Source organism: Burkholderia sp. 567 (genome assembly GCF_040545115.1).
GTDB lineage: Bacteria > Pseudomonadota > Gammaproteobacteria > Burkholderiales > Burkholderiaceae > Burkholderia > Burkholderia ambifaria.
Genome location: NZ_JBEPLG010000002.1, coordinates 38,164 through 62,480, shown reverse-complemented (window position 1 = coordinate 62,480; position 24,317 = coordinate 38,164). Strand labels below are relative to the sequence as shown.

General features: G+C 70.8%; 6 protein-coding genes. All 6 read right to left on the bottom strand.

The window, feature by feature from the left end; all coding sequences use genetic code 11:
* Positions 1-4 precede the first annotated feature (4 nt).
* Positions 5-11,680 carry a thioester reductase domain-containing protein gene (locus tag ABIC50_RS05720; protein ID WP_354162244.1) on the bottom strand — a complete coding sequence of 3,892 codons (11,676 nt, stop codon included), beginning with the start codon at positions 11,678-11,680 and terminating at the stop codon, positions 5-7.
* A 56-nt stretch (positions 11,681-11,736) separates the two neighbouring features.
* Positions 11,737-13,149: a gamma-aminobutyraldehyde dehydrogenase gene (locus tag ABIC50_RS05715; protein WP_175742574.1), complete on the bottom strand. Its 1,413-nt coding sequence runs from the start codon at positions 13,147-13,149 to the stop codon at positions 11,737-11,739.
* Positions 13,143-14,564 carry an aminotransferase gene (locus tag ABIC50_RS05710; protein WP_175742572.1) on the bottom strand — a complete coding sequence of 474 codons (1,422 nt, stop codon included), beginning with the start codon at positions 14,562-14,564 and terminating at the stop codon, positions 13,143-13,145. The genes ABIC50_RS05715 and ABIC50_RS05710 overlap by 7 nt, the downstream gene beginning before the upstream one ends.
* Positions 14,565-14,572: 8 nt before the next feature.
* Complete coding sequence (locus ABIC50_RS05705) at positions 14,573-15,598, bottom strand: TauD/TfdA family dioxygenase (protein ID WP_175742570.1); 1,026 nt, start codon at positions 15,596-15,598, stop codon at positions 14,573-14,575.
* 50 nt (positions 15,599-15,648) lie between these two features.
* A complete protein-coding gene (locus ABIC50_RS05700; protein ID WP_175742568.1) occupies positions 15,649-16,167 on the bottom strand; it encodes an SET domain-containing protein in 519 nt (172 codons plus the stop codon).
* Between the two features lie 98 nt (positions 16,168-16,265).
* Entirely contained in the window at positions 16,266-24,293 is an 8,028-nt protein-coding gene (locus ABIC50_RS05695; protein ID WP_354162241.1) for a beta-ketoacyl synthase N-terminal-like domain-containing protein, read from the bottom strand.
* Between the last annotated feature and the right edge of the window lie 24 nt (positions 24,294-24,317).

Sequence of the window (24,317 nt, the reverse complement as noted above, 5' to 3'; positions counted from 1 at the left end):
GTTGTCACGTATGGGAGTGAAGGGGAGATGCGCGCTCGCCGTCGTCCGGACGGTTGGCGGGCGCGCGCAGGTCCGCGTCGTCGTCGAACATGCCGCGCAGGTAACGCTGCAGCAGTGCGTCGTCGAACACGGGCACGACGATGCCGGCTTCTGCGAGCTCGCGATGCGTCGCCGTGCAGTCGTAGATGAACGTCGTTTCCTCGCGCTCGCGCGCGAGCTTCGCGAGTTCCGCGTCGCTCATGTTCATCATCCATTGCACGACGGGCACGATCGATTGCACGTCGCCGCGCCGGTAGCGCACGCGCAGCTCGTCGATCCACGCGCGGTGCGTGAGCATGCGCATCGGCGTCGCCAGATGCGCGTTCATCATCTCGAACACCGTGCGCATCGGCGTGACCTGCATCGTCGACAGATGGAATACGCCGCCACCGCGCGGATGTTTCGCGCCGAGATGTGCGAGCGCGCGCGCGACGTAGTCGACCGGCGTGATCACCAGGTCGTAGCGAAAATCGTCGAATGCGGCGCCCATCAGCATGCAACTCTTCAGCAGCCGGTAGTACGCCTGCTGCTCGTCGTAATGGCCGTGCCGCACGTCGCCAGTCACGAGGCCGAGGCGGAACACGTTGCACGGCACGCCACGCGCGGCCGCGAGGTGCGTAAGTTGCTCGCCGACCCATTTGCTGGTCGTGTAACCCTGGTCGGACGGGTGCCTTTCTGCGTCGATCGGCGAGGATTCGGCGAACACGTGCGTTCCTGTGCGCTCGCGCATGCTGAACACCGCGAGCGTCGACACGTAATTGAACGTCTTCGGCCTACCTTCGGTCGCGATCCGCAGTAGCTCGACCACGCCGTCGACGTTCGCCACGCGCGCCATCTCGAACGATTCGAGATGGTTCATGCTGGTGCCGTTGTGATAGATCGCGTCGACCTCGGCGACGAGCCGCGCGCGATCGGCTGCCGACAGGCCGATCCGCGGGCGGCCGAGATCGCCCGGCACCGCGACCACGCGCGCGTCGTCGCCGTCGCGCCACATCGACCATCGTTCGAGCGTCGCACGGATGCGTGCGAGGCCCTGCGCAGCGTCCGGCGAGCGCACGAGGCAGTAGATCGTCGCGTCGGTGCGGTCGATCAGCTCGCGCAGCAGATGGCGGCCGACGAAGCCCGTCGCGCCCGTCAGCAGCAGCGCGTGCGGCGTCTCGGCCGCCGGCGCCGGCAGCGGCGCGATGTCGTCGGGCAACACGGCCGCGCTCGCGAGGTCGACGTACTCCGGGCCGTCCGGCGCGTCGCGCATCCGCTCGGCAAGGCGGCGCACGGTCGGCGCCATGAAGATGTCCGCGACCGACAGCGACGTGCCGAATGCCGCGTTGATCTGGTAGACGACGCCGATCGCGAGAATCGAGTGGCCGCCGCAGTCGAAGAAGTTGTCGTCGATGCCGAGTGCGTCGAGCTTCAGCGCGGCCGAGAAGATCGGCACGAGCGTCGCTTCTGCTTCGTTCGTCGGCGGCGCGTACGGCGCGCGACCTGCGTGTGCGCTATCGGCAGGCGCGGCAAGCAGGTGCTCGGCGTCGTCGCGGATCTGCGCGGCGAGCCGGTTCCATGCGTCGTCGAGCGGTACCGACGCGTGCTGGTATGCGACGCGTGCGATGTAGCTCGCGAGCGCCGCGTAGTACTCGCTCGTGAACGGCACGTGGCCCGTCGCGTCCGCGTGCGGATCGAACACGGCGGCAACCGGATAGATCGCGGCGACGTCGCGCCAGTGCACGACCGTGATCGACGGCCGATCCGCGAGTGCCGCAGTGAGCGCGAGGTAAGGGGCGAGCGACGAGTCGATCACGGCGTCTCCGTCGTGCGCGTCGATGCGTTCATCGTGCGCGGCGAGCGACGCGGCGTCGTCCGGCAGCACCAGCACGAGGACCTGCACCGCAAGCGACGGCGCCGCGTCGTTCAGCGCGTCGGCGAGTTCGTCGACATGGCGCGCGATCCGTCCGGCTTTCACGCCGCCGACGTCGCCGGCGTCGGCATCGTCCGCGTCGTCATAGCGCAGCCAGTCGCATGGTCGGACGAGCACGACGTTCATGCCGTGACGATTCGCATGGAACGGCGTCGACGGATCGTAGAGCGTCTGGAACAGTTGGCCGTATGGCGCGAAGTTGGGCTCGATCGGCTGGCCGGTCGCGGTGCCCCAGTAGCGCAACGTGCCGGCGAGCGGGCGGTCGGTGAACGTCGATGCGATCTCGATGCGCAGCGGCGGCATCGCGCCGGCGATCGTCCGTTCGCGCGCGAGTTCGGCGGGCAGCACGAGACCGGCGAGCGGCAGCGACGGATGCGCGAGCAGCGTGCGCAGCAGTTCGACGTAATAGGTGGCGATGGCCTCGGCGGTCGTTCGATCGAAGAGGTCGGCGCTGAATTGCAGCACGCCCTCGATCGCGCGATCCGACGCGCGCAGTCGCACGAACATGTCGTAGTCGAGCCAGCCGGATTCGACTTCGACGGGCTCGACGCCGTCGGGCAGCACCGGCATCGGGATCACGTTGAACATGATCTGGTAGAGCGGATTTGCGCCGCCGTGCCGCGCCGGTTTCAGCGCTTCGACGAGCCGCGGATACGGGACGCCGAGATGATCGAACGCGCTGTGTACGGTGCGCCGCACGAGCGAGAGGGCGTCGGCGAACGTCTCGGCCTCGCCGAGCCGCGTGCGCAGCACGAGCGCGTAGGCGAGGCTGCCGATCATGTCGGCCGTGTCGGCGTCGGCGCGATTCGCGTAAGGGCTGCCGACGACGACGTCGTCGCGACCCGACAGCACGCGCAGCGCGACCTTGAACGAGGTGAGCAGCACGACGAAGCGCGACAGCCGGTGGGTCTTGCAGTATGCGTCGAGCTGCGCGGTCAGTTCCGCCGGGAACGCGAGCGGCACGCTCTGCCCGCGATAGCTGGGCACGGACGGTCGCGCGCGGTCGCACGGCAGCGGCAAGGGAGGCGGCACGTCGCGCAGCCGCTCGAGCCAGTACGGCAGTTCGCGTTCGACCGTTGCCGGCAAGGCTTCGCGTTCGCGCGCGGCCCATTGCGCATATTGCGGCTGCGCAGGGTTCGGCACGCACGCTTGCCCCGTCAGCGCGGCGCGCGCGAGCGCGTCGAGCAGCACGACGACGGACACCGCGTCTCCGACGATGTGATGCAGGTTCAGCAGGATGACGTGGTCGTCGTCGCGCAATTCGAGCACGGTCAGCCGGCTCGGCTCGCCCTGGTCGAGCGCGAAGCCTTCGCGGCTCGCTTCGGTCAGGCACTCGGCGACGCGTGCGACCTGATGCTTCGGCAACAGCGCCGACAGATCGTGACGGCAGATCGTCGCCGTGCGGTGCGGCGCGACCTCCGCGCACGGCTCGCCGCCGCGCACGACGAAGCGGGTGCGCAGCACGTCGTGCGAATCGACGAGCGCCTGATACGCGGCTTCGAGCGCGTCGCCGTGCCATTCGCCGCGCACGCGCAGCGCGCCCGGCAGGTTGAACGCCGGGTTCGCGGGGTTCAGGTGGTCGAGGAAGAAGAACTGCTGCTGGTTCGACGACAGCGTGTGCACGCGCGGGCGAGCATCGCGTGGCGCGGGGGCCAGGTGCTGCGTCGGCGCGGTTGCTCGCGTGGGCGCGCCCTCGATCGGCATGCGGTTTGACGATGCACTGTCCGACGAGATGCCGGTCGCAGTCGAGCGTCCCTTCTCCGTCAGCAACGCATCGATCGCTTGCGCGCATTCGGCGAGCGTCTGCGCTTCGAGCATCAGGCTGAGCGGGATCTTCACGCCGAGCGACTGTTGCAGCAACCGGTGCACGCGCGCCGCGCGGATCGAGTCGCCGCCGAGCGACAGGAACGACTCGCTCATATCGACGTCCGGATAGCCAAGCAACTGCGCGACCGTCCGGCGCACGAGCGCGGCGACATCGGGCGTCGACGAACCCGGCAAGGTGGCGTTCGTGACGTGCGTTGTAAGCGCGCTATCGGCCGTCGATTCGCGCACGGGTTCGGCCGCGAACGTCGCATCGTCGCGGAGACAGTAGCGCGGGCCTTCGAACGGGTAAGTCGGCAGATGCACGCGCCGGCGCGTGCAGCCGCGATGCAGCGCCGACCAGTCGACACCGAGCCCCTTGCACCAGAGTGCCGCGAGCCTGTCGAGCTTGCCGGTCGCGATGCATTGATCGACGAGCGACGCGCGCAATTCGGGATCGGCGTCGAGATCGGTGAGGCCGTGGCGGTCGCCGGCGAGCCGGTGCGCGTGCCAGCCGCGCGATGCATCGCCTTCGACGAACGCGCCGAGCATCGCGTGCAACTCGCCGACCGACGCGACGACGCAGCCGAAACGCGAAGCCATCGCGTCGCGCCCGAGCTGCAGCGTGTAGGCGAGATCGTGCAGGTGGTCATCATCGACTTCGCCGTCAGCGAGCACCGCGCGCAATTGTTGCGCGCGCCGGCGCAGCGCGTCGTCGGTCGCGGCGGACAGCACGACGATCGCGGGGCCGGCGTGGTCGTCGCCGGTCGCGACGCGCGACTCGACAAACTCTTCGAGCACGATGTGCGCATTCGCGCCGCCCGCGCCGAACGACGACACGCCCGCGATCCGCGGCCAGCCGTCGAGATCCGGCTTCGGCCACGGCGCGAGCGTGCGTTGCAGCACGAACGGCGATTGCGCGAAATCGATGTCGGGGTTCGGCTCGTCCGCGTGCAGCGTCGGCACGAGCTCGCGATGCTTCATCTGCAGCAGCACCTTCGTGACGCCCGCGACGCCTGCCGCGCTTTCGCAATGGCCGATGTTCGATTTGACCGAGCCGAGCGCGCAAAAGCCGCGATCGGCGATCGCGTCGGCAAACGCGCGCGTGAGGCCCGTGAGCTCGATCGGATCGCCGAGCGCGGTGCCGGTGCCGTGCGCCTCGACGTAGCCGACCGCGCGCGCGGGTACGCCGCTTCGCTTGAGCGCGCCGCCGACGACGGCCTGCTGCGCGCGCGGGTTCGGCACCGTGAGGCCGTGCGTCTTGCCGCCCGCGTTGATCATGCTGCCGCGGATGATGCCGTGGATCGCATCGCCGTCGGCGAGCGCGCGCGACAGCGGCTTCAGCACCAGCACGCCGACGCCTTCGCCGTCGACGAAGCCGTCCGCGCCCGCGCCGAACGCGCGGCACGCGTCGCCTGCCGACAGCATCGTCAGCGACGACAGTCCGACCAGATGCCTCGGATGCTGAATCAGATTGACGCCGCCCACGAGCGCGCAGTCGCAGGTGCCGCCGCGCAGGCTCTCGAGCGCGAGATGGATCGCGGTCAGGGACGACGAGCACGCGGTGTCGACGGCCAGGCTCGGGCCGTGCAGGTCGAGCGCGTGCGACACGCGGTTCGCGATGCTCCAGAACTGCGCGCCCGTCGGGTAGTCGCCGTTCATCACGCCGACGAACACGCCGACCTGGCGGCTCGCGCTGAGCGTCGCGGGCGTGTAGCCGGCGTCCTCGATCGCCGCCCACGATTCCTCAAGGAACAGGCGGCCTTGCGGATCGATGTGGGCCGCGTCGCTCGGCGCGATCCGGAAGAACGCGGCGTCGAAGCGGTCGATCTGCTTCAGGAAACCGCCCCAGCGGCTGTAGGTGCGGCCCGGTACGCCTTTTTCCGCGTGGAAGTGCGCGCGCCAGTCCCAGCGCTCGGCGGGCACTTCGGTGATGCAATGGCGGCCCGCGCGGAGGTTCGCCCAGAACTCGCGCAGGTTGTCCGCCTGCGCGTAGCGGCCGGACATGCCGATCACGGCGATGGCGGCGTCGTTGGCGTTCGAGGGCGTCGCGGGGAGCGCGTGCGGGAGCGCCTCGTCCGGTTGCACGATCACGCGTTCCGCCGGCGACGCATTCGCCGCGGCTGCCGCGTCGCTGCCGAGCACGCGCTCGCATGCGGCGCGATGCTCGGCGACGAAGAAGTCGGCGAGCGCGTTCAGTGTCGGGTGCTCGAACAGCGTCGCGTTCGACAGCGCGACGCCGAGCGTTTCTCGCAGCGTCTTCGTCAGGCCGATCACAAGAATCGAGTCGACGCCGTAATTGCCGAGCGGCTGATCCGGCGCGAGCTTGCCGACGGGCATCTTCAGCGTTTGCGCGACGAGCTGCGCGAGCCACTGGACGCAGCGCTCGCGCAGGTTCGCGCCGGTTGGCGAACCCACGGGCGCGTGGAGGGCCGACGTGGCCGCGGGCGCGCTGTTTACGCGGGCGCCGGCATCGTCGGCTGCGTCGGCGCTCGCGGGCTGCACAATCACGCCGTCGCTGACCGCTACAATCACGCCTTGGCCCGCCGGCGCGGCGTCGGCCGCGTCGCCGTCGAACACCGCGAAGCCGGCTTCGCGCAACGCATGCATCCAGCCGTCGCGCGACATAAGCGGGCTGCCCGGCAGCCGGCGCGCGCTGTCGCGATGCCGCCACCAGCCCGGGAGCAGGCCGAACGTCGCGTGCGCGAAGCAGTGCGTTTCGAGCAACTCGTTGACGATCAGGCAGCCGCCCGCCTTCAGCAGCGCTTTCGCGTTGCGCAGCGTGACGCCGATGTCCTGCGTCGCGTGCAGTACGTTGGTCGCGATCACGACGTCGTAGCCGCCGGCGTCGAGCGCCTGTCCGGCGACGGGCCGCTCGACGTCGAACAGCCGGTAGCGCAGCACGTTGCGGCCGCGGCCGAACGTCTGCTCGGCGTTCAGCAGAAACGCCTTGGAGATGTCGGTGAAGTCGTAGCGGCCGAGCCGCACGCCGCTCGCGTCGAGTGCCGCGAGGAGCGGCACGGTCGTGCCGCCGGTGCCCGCACCGATCTCGGCGAGCGTCGCCGGTTGCGCGGCCGCCGGGTGGCCGACCAGGTGCAGCACCGCATCGGCGAGCGCGCGATTGCAGCGGTCCGCCTGCTCGTTGCGTTGATAGACGGCTTCGACGCGGCTCAGGTCGCCGTCGGGAAACAGGATCGACGTTGCGTATACGCTGCCCTGCAGGATCGCCGGCAGCGCGTCGAGCGTCGCGTCGGCGAGCGTGAGGTGGGCATCGAGCAGCGCGGTGCGCTCGAGCTCGGCGCGCACCTGGGTCCATTCGGTGCGCGCGATATCGAGGGACGGCGGTGCGCCGGCGATGCGGCCCGTGCGGCCGTCCCACGCGATGTGGCCGTGTCGCGCGATCAGCGTAAGTGCATGGGCGAGCCAGCGTCGGTATGCGGGCGCGATGCGGCCGGCGCGCAGCGCGGCGTCGAGGTCGAACCTGTCGTCGTCCGGCGCATCGCCGTCGCCGAACACGCGCAGCGCGCCGAGTTCCGCGAACAGGCGACGCGCCATCGCGCGATCGAGCAACGCAAGCGCGTGTTGCCACTGTGGGCTGTCGCCCGTCGCGTCGACGCGCGGCAGCGGCGTATCGGCGAGCGCCTCCGTGCGCGGCGCGATGCGCGCGGCGAGTGCGGGCGCGAGCGTCGGCACCGCGGCGCGCGCCACCGTCTTCAGATAGCCGACCTGGTTGACGGGCGCGACGAGCAGTGCGTCGACGACTGCCATCGCGGCCGTTGGCTCGATCGAGCCGATGCCGAGCGCGGCCATACGCCGGCGGTACGCGTCGGACGCGACGACGCCCGTCTCCCCCCAGTAGCCCCAGTTCACGACCTTGACTGCGTATCGGACCTGCGTGCGCAGCCAGTCGGCGAATGCGTCGCGGAACGTGCAGCCCGCCGCGTAATTGCTCTGGCCTGCCGCGACGAACGCGCTTTGCAGCGACGAGAAGAACAGGATGAAGTCGAGCGCGTCGTTGCCGAACACGCGTGCGAGGTTCGCGGTCGTCGCGACCTGCGCGTTCAGCGCCGCGCTGAACTGCGCGTCGTCGAGCTGCGCGAGGCCACCGTCCTGCAGCACGATCGCCGTGTGCAAGACGCCGTCGATCCGGCCGAAGCGCGCGAGGACCGCGTCGCGCGCGGCGCGCAGGCGGTCGACGTCGCTCGCGTCGGCGCTGAAATAGAATGGGCGCGGCCCGAGCGCGGCGAGCGCTTCGCAGCGCGCGTCGATCTGCGCGTCGAGCGGCCGTCGGCCGATCCACACGACTTGTGCGCCGGAGGTGCGGATCGCGTGCTCGGTCCACACGCGGCCGATGCCGCCCGCGCCGCCGATCGCGACGTAGACGCCACCCGGCCGGTAAGGCGGCTCGGCGGGCGACGGCAACGCCGCGAGCGGCACGAGCCGGCGCGCGAACCATTGGCCGTGCCGGTGCAGCAGCAGCGGATGGCCGCCTTCGGCGTCCTGCGTTTGCCAGTCGGGCGGCAGCGCGTCGGCGTCGGACAGATCGATGAGCCGCACGCGCCAATGCGGGTATTCGTTCGCGAGCGATCCGCACAGTCCCGCGAGATCCGCGTGTGCGGGGAACGCGGGCGCGTCGTCCGGCATCGTCCACGAGCGGGCGGTCAGCACCGTCAGCTCGAACGCGCGATCGCCGACACCGAGCGCGAGCAGCCGCTTGATGAGACGGAAGCCGTCGAGGCCCGCACGGTGCGCGAGCGGCGCATTCGCGTCCGCTGCCGCGGGCGGCAGCCAGACCAGGTGATCAATGTGCGCGTCGAGTTTGGCGATGTCGTCGACCAGGCGCGGCGGCATCGGGTGGTGTGTCGCCGCGAGCGCGGCGTGCTGGGCCGGTGTGCCGCCCAATATCGTCAACGTGCCGGTGCGTCGCGTGGGCGTCGCGTTCGCAGCAGTCGGCAGCCATTGCGGCGCGAGCAGATGGTCGCCCGGCGTCGCGAGGCAAGGCGCTTCGCGCGAGGTCTGGCTTCGTGCCGAGGCAAGCGCGAAACCGCGCAGCGACGCGCACGATTCACCGCTCGCGGTCACGAGATCGAGATCGAACGTGCGACGGCCGGCTTCGTTCGGCACTTCGCGGACCCACGCGTGACTTATGTCCGCAATCGGTCCGGTCAATTCGATGCGCGCGAGCGCTGCGGGCAGCTGCGCGCCTTCGATGCGCCCCGCGTCCGCGAGCTGCAGGCCCGCAATCGCCTGGAACGCGCCGTCGAGCAGCGTGACGATGCGCGCGTCGCCCGCCGTGCCCGCGAGCGCCGCCGCGTCGAATTCGGCGAGCGCCTCGTCGCGGCCGACCGCGATCGTGCGAAGCGGGCGGAAGGTCGGGCCGTAATCGATGCCGATTGCGGCGAACGCGTCGTAGCAGGTAGCGGCCGGGATCGGTTGCGTGCAGCGCGCGCGGATCGCTGCGAGGTCGAGCGCAGACGCGCCGGCTGGCGCGCTTGCGATCCGTGTCGCGCACCCGCGGCCGAGCGGCGTATCGAAGGCGGGGGAGACGGCGATCGCGAAGCGTGCGTCGGCGTTGACCTCTTCGTCGCGTGCAAGCGTGACGCGCAGATCGGTCGGCGCGCCGACCGCGATCGGCGCGAGCCATTCGATGTCGTGCAGTGCGACGTTCGTGTCCGTTTCAATCGCGCTTGGTTCGAATGCGTGCCACGCGATCACGATCTGCGCGGCGGCGGCGAGCACGGGCTCGCCGGCGAGCCGATGGTCGGCGACGAGCGGCGCGTCGGGTCCGATCGACAGCCGGTATGCGCCGTCGCCGTCGGGGGCGAGCGCGAAGCGCGTGTGTGCGGCCTCGTCGGTCGGCCAATGCCGCTCGCCTTCGAACGGATAGACGGGCAACCGGATGCGCGGCGTCGCTTCGTCCCACGCGGCGGGAAGCGGCTCGGATCCGCCCGCGAGCCACGCCGCGTGTGCGTTCGCGTGCGGCCGCAGGCGAGCGTCGTCGCGCGCGAGCGCATCGACAGGGCCGTCCAGCGCGATCGCAAGCTGCGCGCGCAGATCGTCGAGCGACGCGCACGTGATGCCGAAGCGGCATGCCATCGGCTCGCGGCCGACCGACAATGTTTTCGCGAGGGCGGGCAGCCACGCATCGTCGGCATGCTCGACATCGAGCCAGCTTGCGAGTTGCGCGGCGCGCGCGCGCAACGCCGTGTCGGTGCGCGCCGACAGCGGGATGAACCATGCGAACGAACCCGCCGCATCGGACGCGCTCGCCGGCGCGATCGGTCGCGCATCCGCCGATTGCAGCACGACGTGCGCGTTCGACCCGCCGAAGCCGAACGAGCTGACGCCCGCGCGCAGCGGCATCGGCGTCGCTGAGTCCGGCCAAGGCGTCGGTTCCGTGACGACGTGGTAGCGGCTGTCGTCGAGCTTCAGATAGGGATTCGGCTTGCGGCAATGCAGGCTCGGCGGCAGCATCCGCCGGTTCATCGCGAGCACGACCTTGACGACGCCCGCGAGGCCCGCCGCCGCTTCGAGGTGCCCGATATTGGTCTTGACCGAACCGAGGCCGCAGCGCGCCGGCGCGTGCGCATCGACGCACTCGCGCGCATACGCGTCGAAGCCCTGGCGCAGTGCCTGTACTTCGATCGGATCGCCGAGCGACGTGCCGGTGCCGTGTGCTTCAACGTACGAAACGGTTGCCGGGTCGACGCCCGCATCGCGATACGCGGCCGCGATCAGCGCGGCCTGCGCGTTCGCGTCGGGCGCGGTCAGGAACGCCGCGCGGCCGCCGTGGTTGACCGCGCTGCCCTTGATCACCGCGCGCACCGGATGGCCGCCCGCGCGTGCGCGGTCGAGCGGCATCAGCACGAGCGCCGCGACGCCTTCGCCGCGCACATAGCCGTTCGCCGATGCGTCGAACGTCTTGCACCGCCCGTCGGGGCTCAGCATGCCGGCGGCGGCGAGCGCGCGATGCAGCCGCGTCGTCAGCATCACGTTGACGCCGCCGACGATCGCGACGCTGCTCTCGCCGCGCCGCAGCGCGCGCACCGCGCGGTGCAGCGCGACGAGCGAGCTCGAGCATGCGGTGTCGACGGCCTCGCTCGGTCCGTGCGTGCCGAGCAGGTGCGACAGCCGGTTCGGCAGCATCGCGTGCGCGTTGCCGATCGCGAGATGGCCGTCCGCGCCGGGCAGCAGCGCCATGTAGTCGGACGTGCTGACGCCGACGTACACCGCCGCGTCGCTGCCCATCAGATCGGACGGGCGGACCGCGGCGTCTTCGAGCGCGGACCACGCGGTCTGCACCAGCAGGCGCTGCTGCGGGTCCATCTGCTCGGCTTCGCGCGGCGAGATGCCGAAGAACGCGGCGTCGAAATATTCGATCCGCGGCATGAAGCCGCCCCAGCGCGACGCGGGCTCGCCGTCGGCCGCGCGCCAGTCCCAGCGTGACGGCGGCGTCTCGGCGATCAGATCGTCGCCCGCGGCAAGGTGTCGCCAGAATTCGTCGAGGTCGGCCGATTGCGGGAAGATGCCCGCCATGCCGACGATCGCGACGTCGCTTTCTGCATCGTCATGCGTATCGTCGGCTTCCACGCGGCTGACGGGCGCGTCGGCCCCCGCCTTCGCATCGCTCCCGATCTCGAAGCCGTGCTTGACCGCAACCTCGGCCGTGTGCTGCGCGACCAGATGCGCGGCGATCGCGCGGGGTGCGTGCGCCTTGAAGAACACGGTCGGATCGAGATCGAGGTCGTAGTAGTCGCTCAGGCATCCGGACAATTCGACGAGCTGCACTGAATCGAAGCCCAGCGTGTGCAGCGCACGCTCTGCGTCCGACGCGTCGAACGTGCGACCTGCGACGTCGCCGGCGAGCGAGAGGACGGCCGCTTCGACGGTTGCATCGAGTGCGCGGGAAGGAAGGGATGGGGTCATGGGAATCGTCTGTGTTGGGTTCGAAAAGGCGCGCGCCGCGCGATGCGCCGTGCGCGTCACTGCCGCCACATCACGTGGCGCGGCTGCGTGTAGTCGGTGAGGCCGAGCGTCGACAGATCGGAGCCGTATCCGGACTGCTTGGTCCCGCCGTGCGGCATGTCGGACGTGTAGGTGAAATGCGCGTTCACCCACGTGACGCCCGCTTCGATGCAGGCGGCGAGCCGCATGCCGCGCGCCGCGTCGCGTGTCCATACCGACGACGCCAGTCCGTATTCGGAGTCGTTCGCCCACCGCAGCACCTGCGATTCGGTGTCGAACGGCGTCAGCGTGACGACCGGGCCGAACGCTTCGCGGCGCATCGGCGCGTCTTCGTGCCGCACACCGGCGATCACCGTCGGCGCGTAGTAGCAGCCGGGGCCGTCGAGCGGCGTGCCGCCGCACAGCACGGTTGCGTGCGGTAGCGCGGCCGCTTCTTGCACGAAGCGCTCGACGCGCGCGCGATGCGCGGTGCTGACGAGCGGGCCCATCTCGACGCCTGCGCGATCGGGTGCGCCGACGCGCAGCGTGAGCGCCGCGTCGGCGAGCCGCCGCGCGAGCGCGTCGTAGATGCCGCGCTGCGCATAGATCCGCGTCGCCGCGGTGCAGTCCTGCCCGGCGTTGTAGAAGCCCGCGTAGCGGATGCCGGCGACGACCGCGTCGAGATCGGCGTCGTCGAACACGAGGACGGGCGCCTTGCCGCCGAGTTCGAGATGCGTGCGCTTCAGGTTGCCGGCCGCCGTGGCGAGCACGGACTTGCCGGCTTCGACCGAGCCCGTCAGCGAGATCATCCGCACGCGCGGATGCGCGGCAAGCGCGCGGCCGACCGTCGCGCCGTCACCGGGCACGACATTGACGACGCCCGCGGGAAAGAGACGCGCGAGCGTCGCTTCGAGTGCGACGATCGACAGCGGCGTCCACTCCGACGGCTTGAACACGACCGTGTTGCCGGCCGCGAGCGCCGGCGCGAGCTTCCACGCCGCCATCATCAGCGGGTAGTTCCACGGAGCGATCTGCGCGACGACCCCGACGGGATCGCGCCGCACCATGCTCGTGTGGCCCGCGACGTACTCGCCCGCGGACGGCCCGCTCGCGGTGCGCGCCGCACCCGCATAGAAGCGGAAGCAGTCGGCGACGGCGGGCAGCTCGTCCTGCACGACGAGATGGAGCGGCTTGCCGGTGTTGCGGCTTTCGATGCGCGCGAGCGTGTCCGCCTGCCGCTCGATCTCGTCGGCGAGCGCGAGCAGCAGGCTCGCACGCGTCTGCGGCGTCGTCGCGCGCCAGGCGGGGAACGCTGCTTCGGCCGCCGCGACGGCGCGCTCGACGTCGGTGACGCTCGCGGCGGCGGGCGACGCGAGCGGCTCGCCCGTCGCCGGATCGATGAGCGTAAGGGGCTCGCCGCTTCCCTCGATGCAGATGCCGTCGATCAGCATGTTTCGTTTTCCTCGCGAACGGGTGCGGATTCCTCGAGCTCGCACTGCGTGTGCTCGAGCGCCGTCGCGAGAATCGCGCAGATTTCGTCGATGTCGGCGCGGGCTACGGTGAGGGGCGGCGACAGGATGCACATGCTCTCGTACGGCCGCACGAGAAGGCCCATCTCTTCGCAATGGCGATCGACGCGCTGGGCGATCGCGATGTCCGCCGGCGTCGGCAGCGCGCCCGTCGCGCCTGCGCTGCTCGTGCATTCGATGCATGCCATCAGGTGATCGCCGCGCACGTCGCCGACGATCGGGAACCGCCGCAACGTTTCGAGCTGGCGAATGAAGTACGGGCCGACGTCGCGCACGTGTTCGCAGATCCGCTCGCGCTCCATCAGGTCGATGTTCGCGAGCGCGGCCGCGCAGGCGACCGGATGGCCCGAATACGTGAAGCCGTTCGTGAACACGCCGTCGCCGTACGCGCGCTCGCCGGACACCGCAGCGACGAGCCGCTCCGAGATCAGCACCGCGCCGAGCGGCTGATAGCCGGACGTGAGCCCCTTCGCGACGACGATCATGTCGGGCTCGATGCCGAAATGTGCGTGCGACGCGAAGAAGTGGCCGACGCGGCCGAAGCCCGTGACGACTTCGTCGGAGATGTACAGGATGTCGTGCCTCCGGCAGCGCTCGCGTATCGCCGCGAGGTAGCCGGGCGGCGGCGCGATCACGCCGCCCGACGCGAGGATCGGCTCGGCGATGAAGCAGGCGATGCGATCGGCGCCGAGCGTCGCGACCAGCGTATCGAACTCGTCGACGAGCATCGCGCAGAATGCGTCGACGCTCATGCCGGCCGGCCGCCGGTACGGGTTCGGCGACGACAAGTGATGGACGATCGTGTCGTCGTAGTGGAAGCACGTGCGGTCCCACGCCTTTCCGGACACCGACGCGGCGAGATACGTGCTGCCGTGGTACGCGTCGCGGCGCGTGACGATGCGGCGCTTCTGCGGGCGGCCGGTCGCGCCGAAGTAGTAGTGCGCGAAGCGCAGCGCCGATTCGACCGCCGTCGAGCCGCAGGTGGTCAGATGCACGCGCTTCAGGTCGCCGGGCGCGAGTTCGGCGAGCCGCGCGCCCAGCGCGGCGGCCGGTTCGTTCGTCATCGCGCCGAACGGCGTGTAGAACGGCATGCGCAGCGCCTGATCGCGGATCGCGTCCGCGATCTCGCGCCGGCCGTAGCCGACCGTCACGCACCACATGCCGCCGATAGCGTCGAGATAGGTGCGGCCTTCGGCGTCGGTCACGCGCGTGCCGTGCGCGTCGACAATGACGGTCGGCGTTTCGCGGCCGAGCGCGGACAGGTCGGCCCAAGGGTGCAGCAGATGGCGTGTGTCCTGCTGCGCGCTCGTGGCGGGGGACTCGATTCGGTATGCCATCTGAAACCTCAGTCGGTCAGACTAACGAGATGCAGCCGCGGCCCGGAGAATGCGAAGCGACCGTGCTGCACGTAGATGTTGTCGAGCACGAGCACGTCGCCCGGCCGCATCGAGACCGCGCGCGATGTGCGCCAGAGTGCCGCGCGCAGCTCGGTGACGAGCTCGGGGTCGAGCGGCTCGCCGTCGCCGTACGTCGTCGTCGCCGGATAGCGCGCTTCGTCCCAGTCGGACGGGAAGAGCGGATGGCTGCGCCAGTACGACGCGTTCAGCTCCGTCACCTGGTTGAACCACAGCGGCGCGCCGCCCGCGGGGTCGTCGAGGAAAGCGTCGTGTACGTAGCCGTAGCCGAGGCCCGCGTCGTCGAACCAGCGGTGGTCGTAGCCCTTGTCGCGCATCAGCGCGTCGACCGCGTCACGGTCGCGCACGCCGAACGTGTCCATCCAGCCGATTTGCGTTGGCGTTGATTCGCGCGGTAGATAGCGGTGATAGCCGATCCGCCTGTGCTCGAAACGCGCGAGAATCTCGTCGGGGATCTGCCCGGCGGCGAGCCGGATGTCGTTGATCGGCACTTCGCCGCCCGCGTCCGCGGCGGCCGCACAGAAGAAGAACACCTTGCGCGGCGGATTCGGCAGGTAGGCCATTTCATTGTGCGGCGCCATCGTGATGCGCGGATCCTCCTGGCTCGCGAGGAGTGCGTAGCCCGCGTCGCGCGCGCGCACCGCGATGCCGCCGTCGTAGCCGTGCGGCGCGTAGCCGAGCGCCTGCATGAACGCGTCGAAGCCGGCGCGGTCCGCAATCGGCAACCTGCGGAACAGCAGCGCGCCCGTGGCGGGCAGCCGTTCGTCGATCGCGTCGCGACAGAGTGCGGCCGCTTCGGCTGGCGTTTGGGCGGCATGCGCGAGCCCGAGCGCCAGGTCGTTCGCGATAGGAATCGTCGCCGGCACGCGTGGGCTGTCGGCGCCGGCGAGGTAGGCGCGGCCGCGAACAGGCACCTCGCGCGGGTCGTTTTCCTGCAGCTCGATGAAGCGATCCATACAGCGTTTCCCCATTCTGTTGACAAAGCAGGCGCGGTAGCGCGCGCCGCTCACACGAGCGTTTGCGTCTGCAATCCGGCCAGGAACGCCTGCCCGGGTTCATTCGGCAGCTCCTTCGCGCCCGTGATCCAGCGCCGGCAGTTCGGCGCGCCGCAGTGGCATTCGAACTGGCGCATCAGCACGTCCTCGGTCGACGCGTAGTCCATCGTCAGCATCTCGCTCGCCGCGATGTCGCGCAGCGACCAGAGCTCGAAGCCCGCCATGTCGAGGCGCACGTTCGGATCGCACGAATGCAGCAGCAAGCCGCTGAAATGCGGGTCGTACAGGTGCGTGTGGGCGTTGATCTGCAGCGTGTGCAGCCTGCAGAACGCGATGACTTGCCCGGACACGCGCGCTATCCGCTTTCCGCGCGCGAACGCCTTCAGCGCGCGGACGCCCGCGCCTCGGCCGTCCTGCGTCTGGATGATCTGGAACGTGTCGGTCGACGGGTAGCCGTTTTCGACCATCAGGTCGGACGACGGATAGATCCCCGTGCATTGCTGGATGGGCTCGATGAGGGTGATGGTCATGCTGCTCTCCTTGACTGGATGGGTGCGCCGGGCGGGGGCGCCCGGCGACCTCTTCATTGCGGCCGCGTTTAAATGTGCGGCCCACGGGAAGGGCGGACCTATTCGCCCGAGATGCCGGCGAGATTCCGCATCCGGCGCGCCAGCTCGCCGATCGGCAGCGTCGGCGAGGCGAGCGTCGAAAGCGGGATCTGCACGCCGAATTTCTTGAAAAAGCCGTTGCGCATCTGCGCGAGATCGAGTGAATCGAGCCCGAGCGTCGCGAGATCGAGCCGCTCGTCCCATCGGCTCACGTAGTCTTCGAGAAACGTGCGAACGGGGTCGCGCGTGTCTGGGGGGCGAGCGGGTTCGTTTGCCGGGCGTGTCGAGCATGCCGGGTCCGGGCCGCCGTCGACGCGAATGACGGCTGCATTGCCGGACGCGGCGGCGCATGCGTCGCGACGGGCAATCTCGGCGACGATCGGCGCGTCGCGCCACGGTGAGCGCGCCCAATCGACGTCGCAGACCGCGAACTGGCGTCCCGCCGTCGCGCCACCAAGCGCGTCAGCGAGCAGCGCGCCGAGCGCCGCGAATGCAGCGTCGGGTGCGAGCGGGCGCTCGCCGTCCTGGATCGCGCGACGCAGCGCCCGGTCGTTGCGCGCGCTCATCCCGACTTCAGCCCAGCTGCCCCACTGGATGCTCAGCACGGGCGGCTGTCCGGGCTTTCCGGGCTGCGGGGGCCAGCAGGCGAGCTGATCGAGCCACGCGTTCGCGGCCGCGTAATTGGCCTGACCCGGCACGCCGAGCAGCGCGCTCGTCGACGAGAACGCGACCGTCCAGCGCGTGCGCCACCGCGGCGCGTGCGCGAGCAATGCGGCGAGGCTCTGCTTCGGCGCGAGCACGCGGCGCAGCCGCGCGTCGTCGAGATTCGCGATGAGGCCGTCGTCGAGCACGCCGGCAAGATGGAAGATGCCTTCGACTTCGTCGACCGATTCGAGCGAGGCGTATAGCGCGCGCGGGTCGTCGAGATCGACCGATATGGCGCGCACGCCGCGCGGCGCGCACGCGGCGTCGCGGCACAGCGCGACGATCCGGTCCGGCGGCACCTGCTGCTCGTCTATCAGCCAGTCAACCAGTGCGCGGCCGATGCCACCGGTCGCGCCGGTGACCAGATACGGGCCGCCCGCCGCGCCGAGCGCGCCGGCGGGCAACGCCGGCGCCGCATGCGGCAACAGGCGCGGTACGCAGATCCGCCCGGCGCGGCGCAGCAGCCACGGTTCGTTCGCGACGCGTGCGGCGTCGCGCGCGAGTTCGGCGGCCCAGCGCGCATCGGCGGCGCGCGGTGCGAGATCAGGATGATCGTCGGCTAGCACAAGCCTAACGCGCAGCGCCGCATGTTCGGCGCTCGCGACTCGCGCCGCCCCGACGAGCGAGCCGCTTACCGCGCCGGCCGGCAGCACGAGCGTCAGCGTGCCCGTGCATTCGCGCGCGGCGAGCGCCTGCCACAGCCTGACGAAGCCCGCGCATTGCGCCACGCCGAGCGGATCGTCGGCCGTGCCGATGCACAGCAGCGCCGCGTGGCCGTCGCTCGTGCACAGGCGCGGCGCGAGCCATTCGAACGCGTCGGCTTCGCGGCCCGTCGTGTAGACCGCGCACTCGGGCATTGGCGCGGTGCTCGTCGCATCCACGGCGATCGGCGCGCTCGGCTGCCAATGCAGCGCGAACGTCGGTGCGGGCGGTGTCGTGCGCGCATCGCGCTGCGGCCGCAGCCACGCGGCCACGCGTGCGACGATCTCGGCTTCGCATCGCATCATGAAGTCGTGGCCGCCCGGATACGCGTGCCGGCTCGCGAGCGGCGCGGACGAGATCCGCGCCCAGTCGCCGGCGAGCCGCCAGTCGAACGCCGGATCGTGTTCGCCGCCGTGAATCTGCAACGGAATCGTCAGCAGCGGCTGCCGACCGCCGTCGCGCCAGCGTTGGGCGATCCGGTGCGCGGTGCGCGTATCGGCGTCGAGGTCGGCTTCGAGCACCGGCCGGAAGATTTCCTGCCACAGCGGATCGTCGCGCAGCGCATCGGGGACGAGCAGGAACCTGTCCGCGGGCGCGTCGATCGCGGGCTGCTCGAGGAGCGGTGCACGGCCGACGACGACGAGCCCCTTCACCCGGCCGCTCGCCGCCCATGCGCGCAGCGGCCCGGCCAGCAGCTCGGTTGCGGCCGCGCCGCCGTAGCTCAGGCCGCAGAACGCAACGGGCAGGTCGCCCGCATCCGCGACGATCGCGGCGGCGATCGCGTCGCGCGCGGCGAGGTCAGCGGCGTCGTCGTGCGCGGGCGATTCGTCGGCGCGCGCGTTGCGGCCGGGCCATTCGATCGCGACGATGTCGAGCCAGGCGGGCGCGGTGCGCGCCCAGCCGTCGAAGCTGCGGCTGCTGCCGCCCGCGTACGGGAAGCAGTACAGCTTCATGCGCGGCCGGCGGCGCCGCCTGGGTCGCGCGAGCCAGCGCGACGCGAGGGCGTGCGGCGGGTCGATGAGGGAAGCGGACGCGGCGTCGCACGCGCATTCGTCGGAGCATGTCCCCGTCGACGCTTCTGCTTCGACCGAAGCAGGCGCCGCATCGACGTAGATCGACGCCTCCGGCCTGGTCCAATAGCTGTCCCGCTCGAACGAATACGCGGGCAGCGGCGCGCGCGCGAGTGCGCGGCCGGGCGACGCGGCCTCGTGCGCGTGATACGCGCGCCAGTCGATCGGCACGCCCGCGCTCCACAACTCGCCGATCATGTTGCAGAAGTGCTCGGCATCGTTCGCTTCGCTGCGCGCGGCGGGCAGCGACGGCAGCACGCGCGGCGCGTGCATCGCCGGGGCGCCGGCATCCGCGTCCGCTGTCGCGGCGAGATGCTTGCTGATCAGGCCGCACAGCACGGCGCCGGGGCCGATTTCGAGCACGACGTCGGGCTGCCAGCGCAGCAGTGCGGCTACGTTGTCCGACCAGCGCACCGGCTCGAGCAGATGGCGCGCCCAGTAGGCGGCCGATGCGGCGTCGGCACCGAGCCAGCCGCCCGACACGTTGCACGTCATCGGAATCCGCGGCGTCGCGCCGTCGATGCGCTGCGCGGCGAGCGCATCGGCGACGGATTGCATCAGCGGTGTATGGAAAGGGTGCGACACCGGCACCGGCCGGCATCGGCAATCGAGCGCGGCGAGCGCGCGTGCGGCGTCGGCGAGCGCCGGTTCGACGCCCGCGAGTACGAGCGTGCCTGGCGCGTGGCGCACCGCGATCCAGAGATCGGTGCGCTGCGCGGCCCACTGCTCGATACGCGCTTCGTCGCCCGTCACGGCGAGCATGCCGCCGCGCGTGTGTGTGCCGTCGGCGGCGGCGAACGTCGTCAATGCGTTGGTCGCGCTCGCGCGCGCCGCGACGAGCGCGGCCGCCTGATCGAGCGTGAGCGCCTCGGCGGCGACGGCGGCCGCGTATTGGCCGATGCTGTGTCCCGCGACCACGACGGGCCGCACGCCGTACTCGCCAAGCACCGCCGCGAGCGCGTGCTCGACCGCGAACAGCCCGCATTGCGTGACGAGCGGACGGCGCATCGCGTCGTCGTCGGCGTTCAGGATCGCGTCCGCGATCGGCGCGCCGATCGCGCGTTCGAGCGCCGCGCACGCGGCGTCGAAGTGATGGCGGAAGCGGCCAGCTTCCGCATTCGATCGATACAGCTCGCCCGCCATGCCCGGATGCTGCGAGCCCTGGCCGGAGAAGCAGAACGCGACGGTCGCGGCGGGCTTCGCGCGAACGGCAGCGCCGGGTGCGTCGAGCGCGTCGGCAAGCGCTTCGTCGAGCGCGCTGGCGCGTTCCCGGAGCGCGGCGGCCGCTTCGGCCGGCTGTGCGGGCACGGCGAGCGCGACCCGCAGCGGATGCGCTTCGCGCGCGACGTGCAGCGTATATGCCGCGCATCCGAGCTCGGCGGCGTCCGTCGTCGCGACGTGCTCGGCGAGCGCGCGCAGGTTGCGTGCGAGCGCGCCCGGCGTGCGTGCCGATGCGGTCATCAGGTGGCGCGCGCGCGGCACGCCGTCAGCAGGCGCGGCGGTGCGCGCGGGCGCTTCCTCGACGATCACGTGCGCGTTCGTGCCGCCGATCCCGAAGCTCGACACGCCGGCGCGCCGCGGCAATTGCGTCGCCGGATCGGCGACCGCCCAGTCGTCGACGTCACGTTGCACGACGAACGGCGACGCATCGTGCCCGACGAACGGCACGAGCTTCGGGTTGAGCGTGTCGAGATGCACGGTCGGCACGCGCTGCCGGTGCTGAAGCTGCAGCACGGTCTTGATGAGCCCGGTGATGCCGGCCGCGCAGTTTGCATGGCCGATGTTGCCTTTCACGCAGCCGATCGCGCATCTGCCCGCAACAGGCGCGTCGTCGCTGCGCGTCTGCGCGAACGCGTCGGACAGTCCCTTCAGCTCGATCGCGTCGCCGATCAGCGTGGCGGTCGCATGGCACTCGACGTACGAAATCTGCTCGGAGCGCACGCCCGCCATGTCGAGCGCATCGACGATGCAGCGCCGCTGCGCGTCCGCATTCGGCGCGGTGTAGCCCGCCTTCATCCGGCCGTCGTTCGACAGCCCGATGCCCGAGATCACCGCGAGGATCGGATCGCCGTCCGCTTCGGCGAGATCGAGGCGCTTCAGCACGACCGCGCCGACGGCGTCGCCGAACAGCGTGCCGCTCGCGCGCGCGTCGAGCGGCCGCACGTGGCCGTCGGCGCTGCCGACGAGGCCGTCCTCGTAGCAGAAGCCGAAGTTCGGGAACGACAGTGCGGACGCACCCGCGATCGCCATCTCGCATTGGCCGGCGCGGATCGCCTGCACGGCCTGCGCGACCGCGACGAGCGCGCTGCTGCAGGCGGCGCCGACCGACACTGCGGGCCCGCCGAGATCGAGCTGGTACGCGACGCGCGTCGCGATGTAGTCCTTCTCGTTGCCGATCTCGGTGAGCATCAGGCGGCCCGGATCGAGCGGGGTGAGCAGCCCGCCGCCTTGCAGGTGATGGACGAGATAGCCGTCGATCCCGCAGCTCGCGAATACGCCGGTGCGCGTGCGATAGCGATTGTCGCTGCGCGCGTAGCCCGCCTGTTCGAGCGCGGTCCACGTGACTTCCATGAAGAGCCGGTGCTGCGGGTCCATCAGCACCGCTTCGCGCGGGCCGATGCCGAAGAACAGCGCGTCGAACTTGTCCGCGTCGCCGACGACCTGCGCGGCCGACACCCAGTCCGGATGATCGAGCTGCGCGGCGTCGACCCCCTTCGCGAGCAGCTGTTCGCGCGTGAAGCGCGACAGGCTGTCGACGCCTTCCGTCAGGTTGCGCCAGAACGTGTCGATCGAGTCCGCGCCGGGGAAGCGTCCGGACATGCCGACGATCGCGACTTTCGGCGCGTCGGCGGCCGATGCAGCACGCTCGGCGTGCGGTGTACGGGCGTCGTCCACGCGCGGGCGCGCGGCGGCGTCTCGCGAGCGGCGGCAGTAGTCGGCGAGATCCTGCAGTCGGCTGTGCTGATACAGATCGACGACGGCGAGCGTCAGCCCGAGCCGCTCGCCGAGCAAGCCGACCGCCTTTGCGGCGCTCAGCGAATTGCCGCCGAGCTCGAAGAAGTGATCGTCGCGCGCGACCGACGCGACGCCGAGCACGTCGCGCCAGACGTCCGCGAGCCGCGCCTCGAGCCCGTCGCCCGCGACGGGCGCCGCGGCGTCGTGCGAGGCGGTTGTCGTGGCGCTCGGCGCAGGCAGCGCATGCTTGTCGAGCTTGCGCGACGTGCCTGCGCGCAGCGGAAACGCGTCGAGGCCGATGAAATGCGCAGGCACCGCGTATTCGGGCAGCTTTGCGCACGCTTGCTGGCGCAGCCGCGCAAGCGTTGTATCGGACGGCGCACCGTCGACGCCGACGACATAGGCGGCGAGCGTCGCCGGTTGCCGCGTGTGCGGATCGTCGATCGGCACGACGAGCGACTTGCTGACGCCGTCGACCGCGTCGAGCACATTTTCGATCGCGTGCAGCAGCACCTTGAAGCCGCGGATCTTCACCGTGTTGTCGATGCGGCCGAGGATCGCGATCTGGCCATCCGGCAGCAGCCGCGCGCGGTCGCCCGTCCGGTAGACGGGCGCGTCGTGGCCGCGCTCGGCGAGCGCGCGCACGGACGGCAGGAATTTCTCGGCGGTGCGGGCCGCATCGTCGAGATAGCCGGGGCCGAGGCTGGGCGACGCGATGTAAAGCTCGCCCGTCTCGCCCGCCGGCACTGCGCGTCCCGCTTCGTCGAGCACCGCGAGCGCACAGCCGGGCAGCGGCCGGCCGATCGGCACGCGCTGGCTGCCGGAGTCGGCGCGTGCCGGCAGCAGATCGGCGTAGCAGACGTCGAGGCTTTCCCACGTGCTATACGCGTTGACGAGCCTCACCGACGGCGGAAACGCCGCGCGAGCCTTGTCGACAACGCGCTGCGGCACGACTTCGCCCATCAGGAACCACGCGGACATGTGCGCGAGTGCGTCGCGCAGCTGCGCAGCGATGCCGGGGAAATCGAGCACGCTTTCGAGCAGCGACGGCGTGACGACGAGCCGCGTGATGCGTTCCTCGCGCAGCAGCGCGACGAGCCTGGGCGGATCGACGATCACGTCGTCGCCGATCACGATGGCCGGGTGGCCGAACATCAGCGGCCGCAGGCATTCCCATGCGAGAAACACGTTGAGGCCTTCGCGTTCGCCGTCGGCGTAGGGGTACAGTGCGTCGCGCGCGTGGAAGCAGTAGCTCGTGCCGACGTGCGTCGTGAGGACGGCCTTCGGCTTGCCGGTCGAGCCGCTGGTCAGCGACACGAACGCGATGTCGTCGCGGCGCGCCGCGACGGGTGTCCATTCGCGCTCCGCATGCGATGGCCGGTCGCCGACGAGCGTGCAGCGCGCGTCGGGCAGATGCCTGGTCGCGCGCGCGAGCAGCGCGGGGCTCGTCGCGATCTGCGCGACGCGGCAGCTCGCGACGAATTCGCCGACGAGCGAATCCGGCCAGCTCGTCTCGAGCAGGCACACCGATGCGCCGATCGACCATGCGGCGACGATCGTCAGCACGTACTCGGCGCCGTGCGGCAGCAAGACGCCGACGACGTCCTGCCGGCCGACGCCTGCCGCGCGAAACGCGTCGGCGAGCTCGACCGCATGCGACGCGAGTTGCCGGTAAGTCCACTCGCGCTCGCCGTCCTTCAGCGCGAGCGCATCGGGCATGCGCACGACCTTCTCGCGAATCGCGGCGAGCACCGACTGCGCATCGCCCCAATCGTCGACCGCGCGCAGGCACGCGGCGACGCGCGTGTTCGCGTCGGGCGCTGCCGCGACGATTGACGCGGGGCGTTCTGCGAGCCACTGCTCGATGTGACCGGTGACGCTTGCGCACAGCGCCGCGCGGGTTGACGGTTCCAGAAAATAGAAGTGGTTGCCGTCGAACGATTCGACCGGGCAGGCATACTGCGGCGAAACGTGCGCGCGCCATGCGCGCAGGTCGTCGATGGTCGTGCTCGGGTCGGCGGCGCCGCCGTAGATCGCGCAGGGCGTGCGCAGCACGCCGCCGCGCGCGTGCCGATAGATTTCCGCGAGTCGCAGGTCGGCCCGCAGCGGCGGGAGAACGTAGCGGGCGAGGTCGGGATCGTCGAGCACGGCGTCTGGGAAGAAGCCCCAGCGCCGCACGGCTTCGACGAAGCCGGCGTCGGGCAGCGCGTGCGTCTGCTGACACCACGCGTCGGTTGCGCGTTCGCGCGACGGCGCGGGATGGCCCGACAGGAAGACGCCGGCCGGCTGCACGCCGCCGCGCTGCTCGAGCTCGCGCGCCACTTCGTAGGCGAGCAGTGCGCCGAGGCTGTGGCCGAACAGGAACAGCGGCGCTCCGTCGTCGAGCCGCGCGATCTCGGTCGTTAGCGCGTCGACGAGAGACGGCCAGTCGTCGTAGAACGGGATGTGCTGGGTCGCGCCGCGACCGGGCAGGCTGAGCGTCGTGAAAGCGAATACGTCGCCGAGTTTGCGCGCGATGTCGGCGTAGCTGGTGTCGCTGCCGCCCGCGAACGGGAACGCGACGATCCGGGCCCGGCTATCGAGAGATCCGTTGCTCGTTGAAACTATGTGCTTCATGAGAACCACTCCAAATGAGCGCCG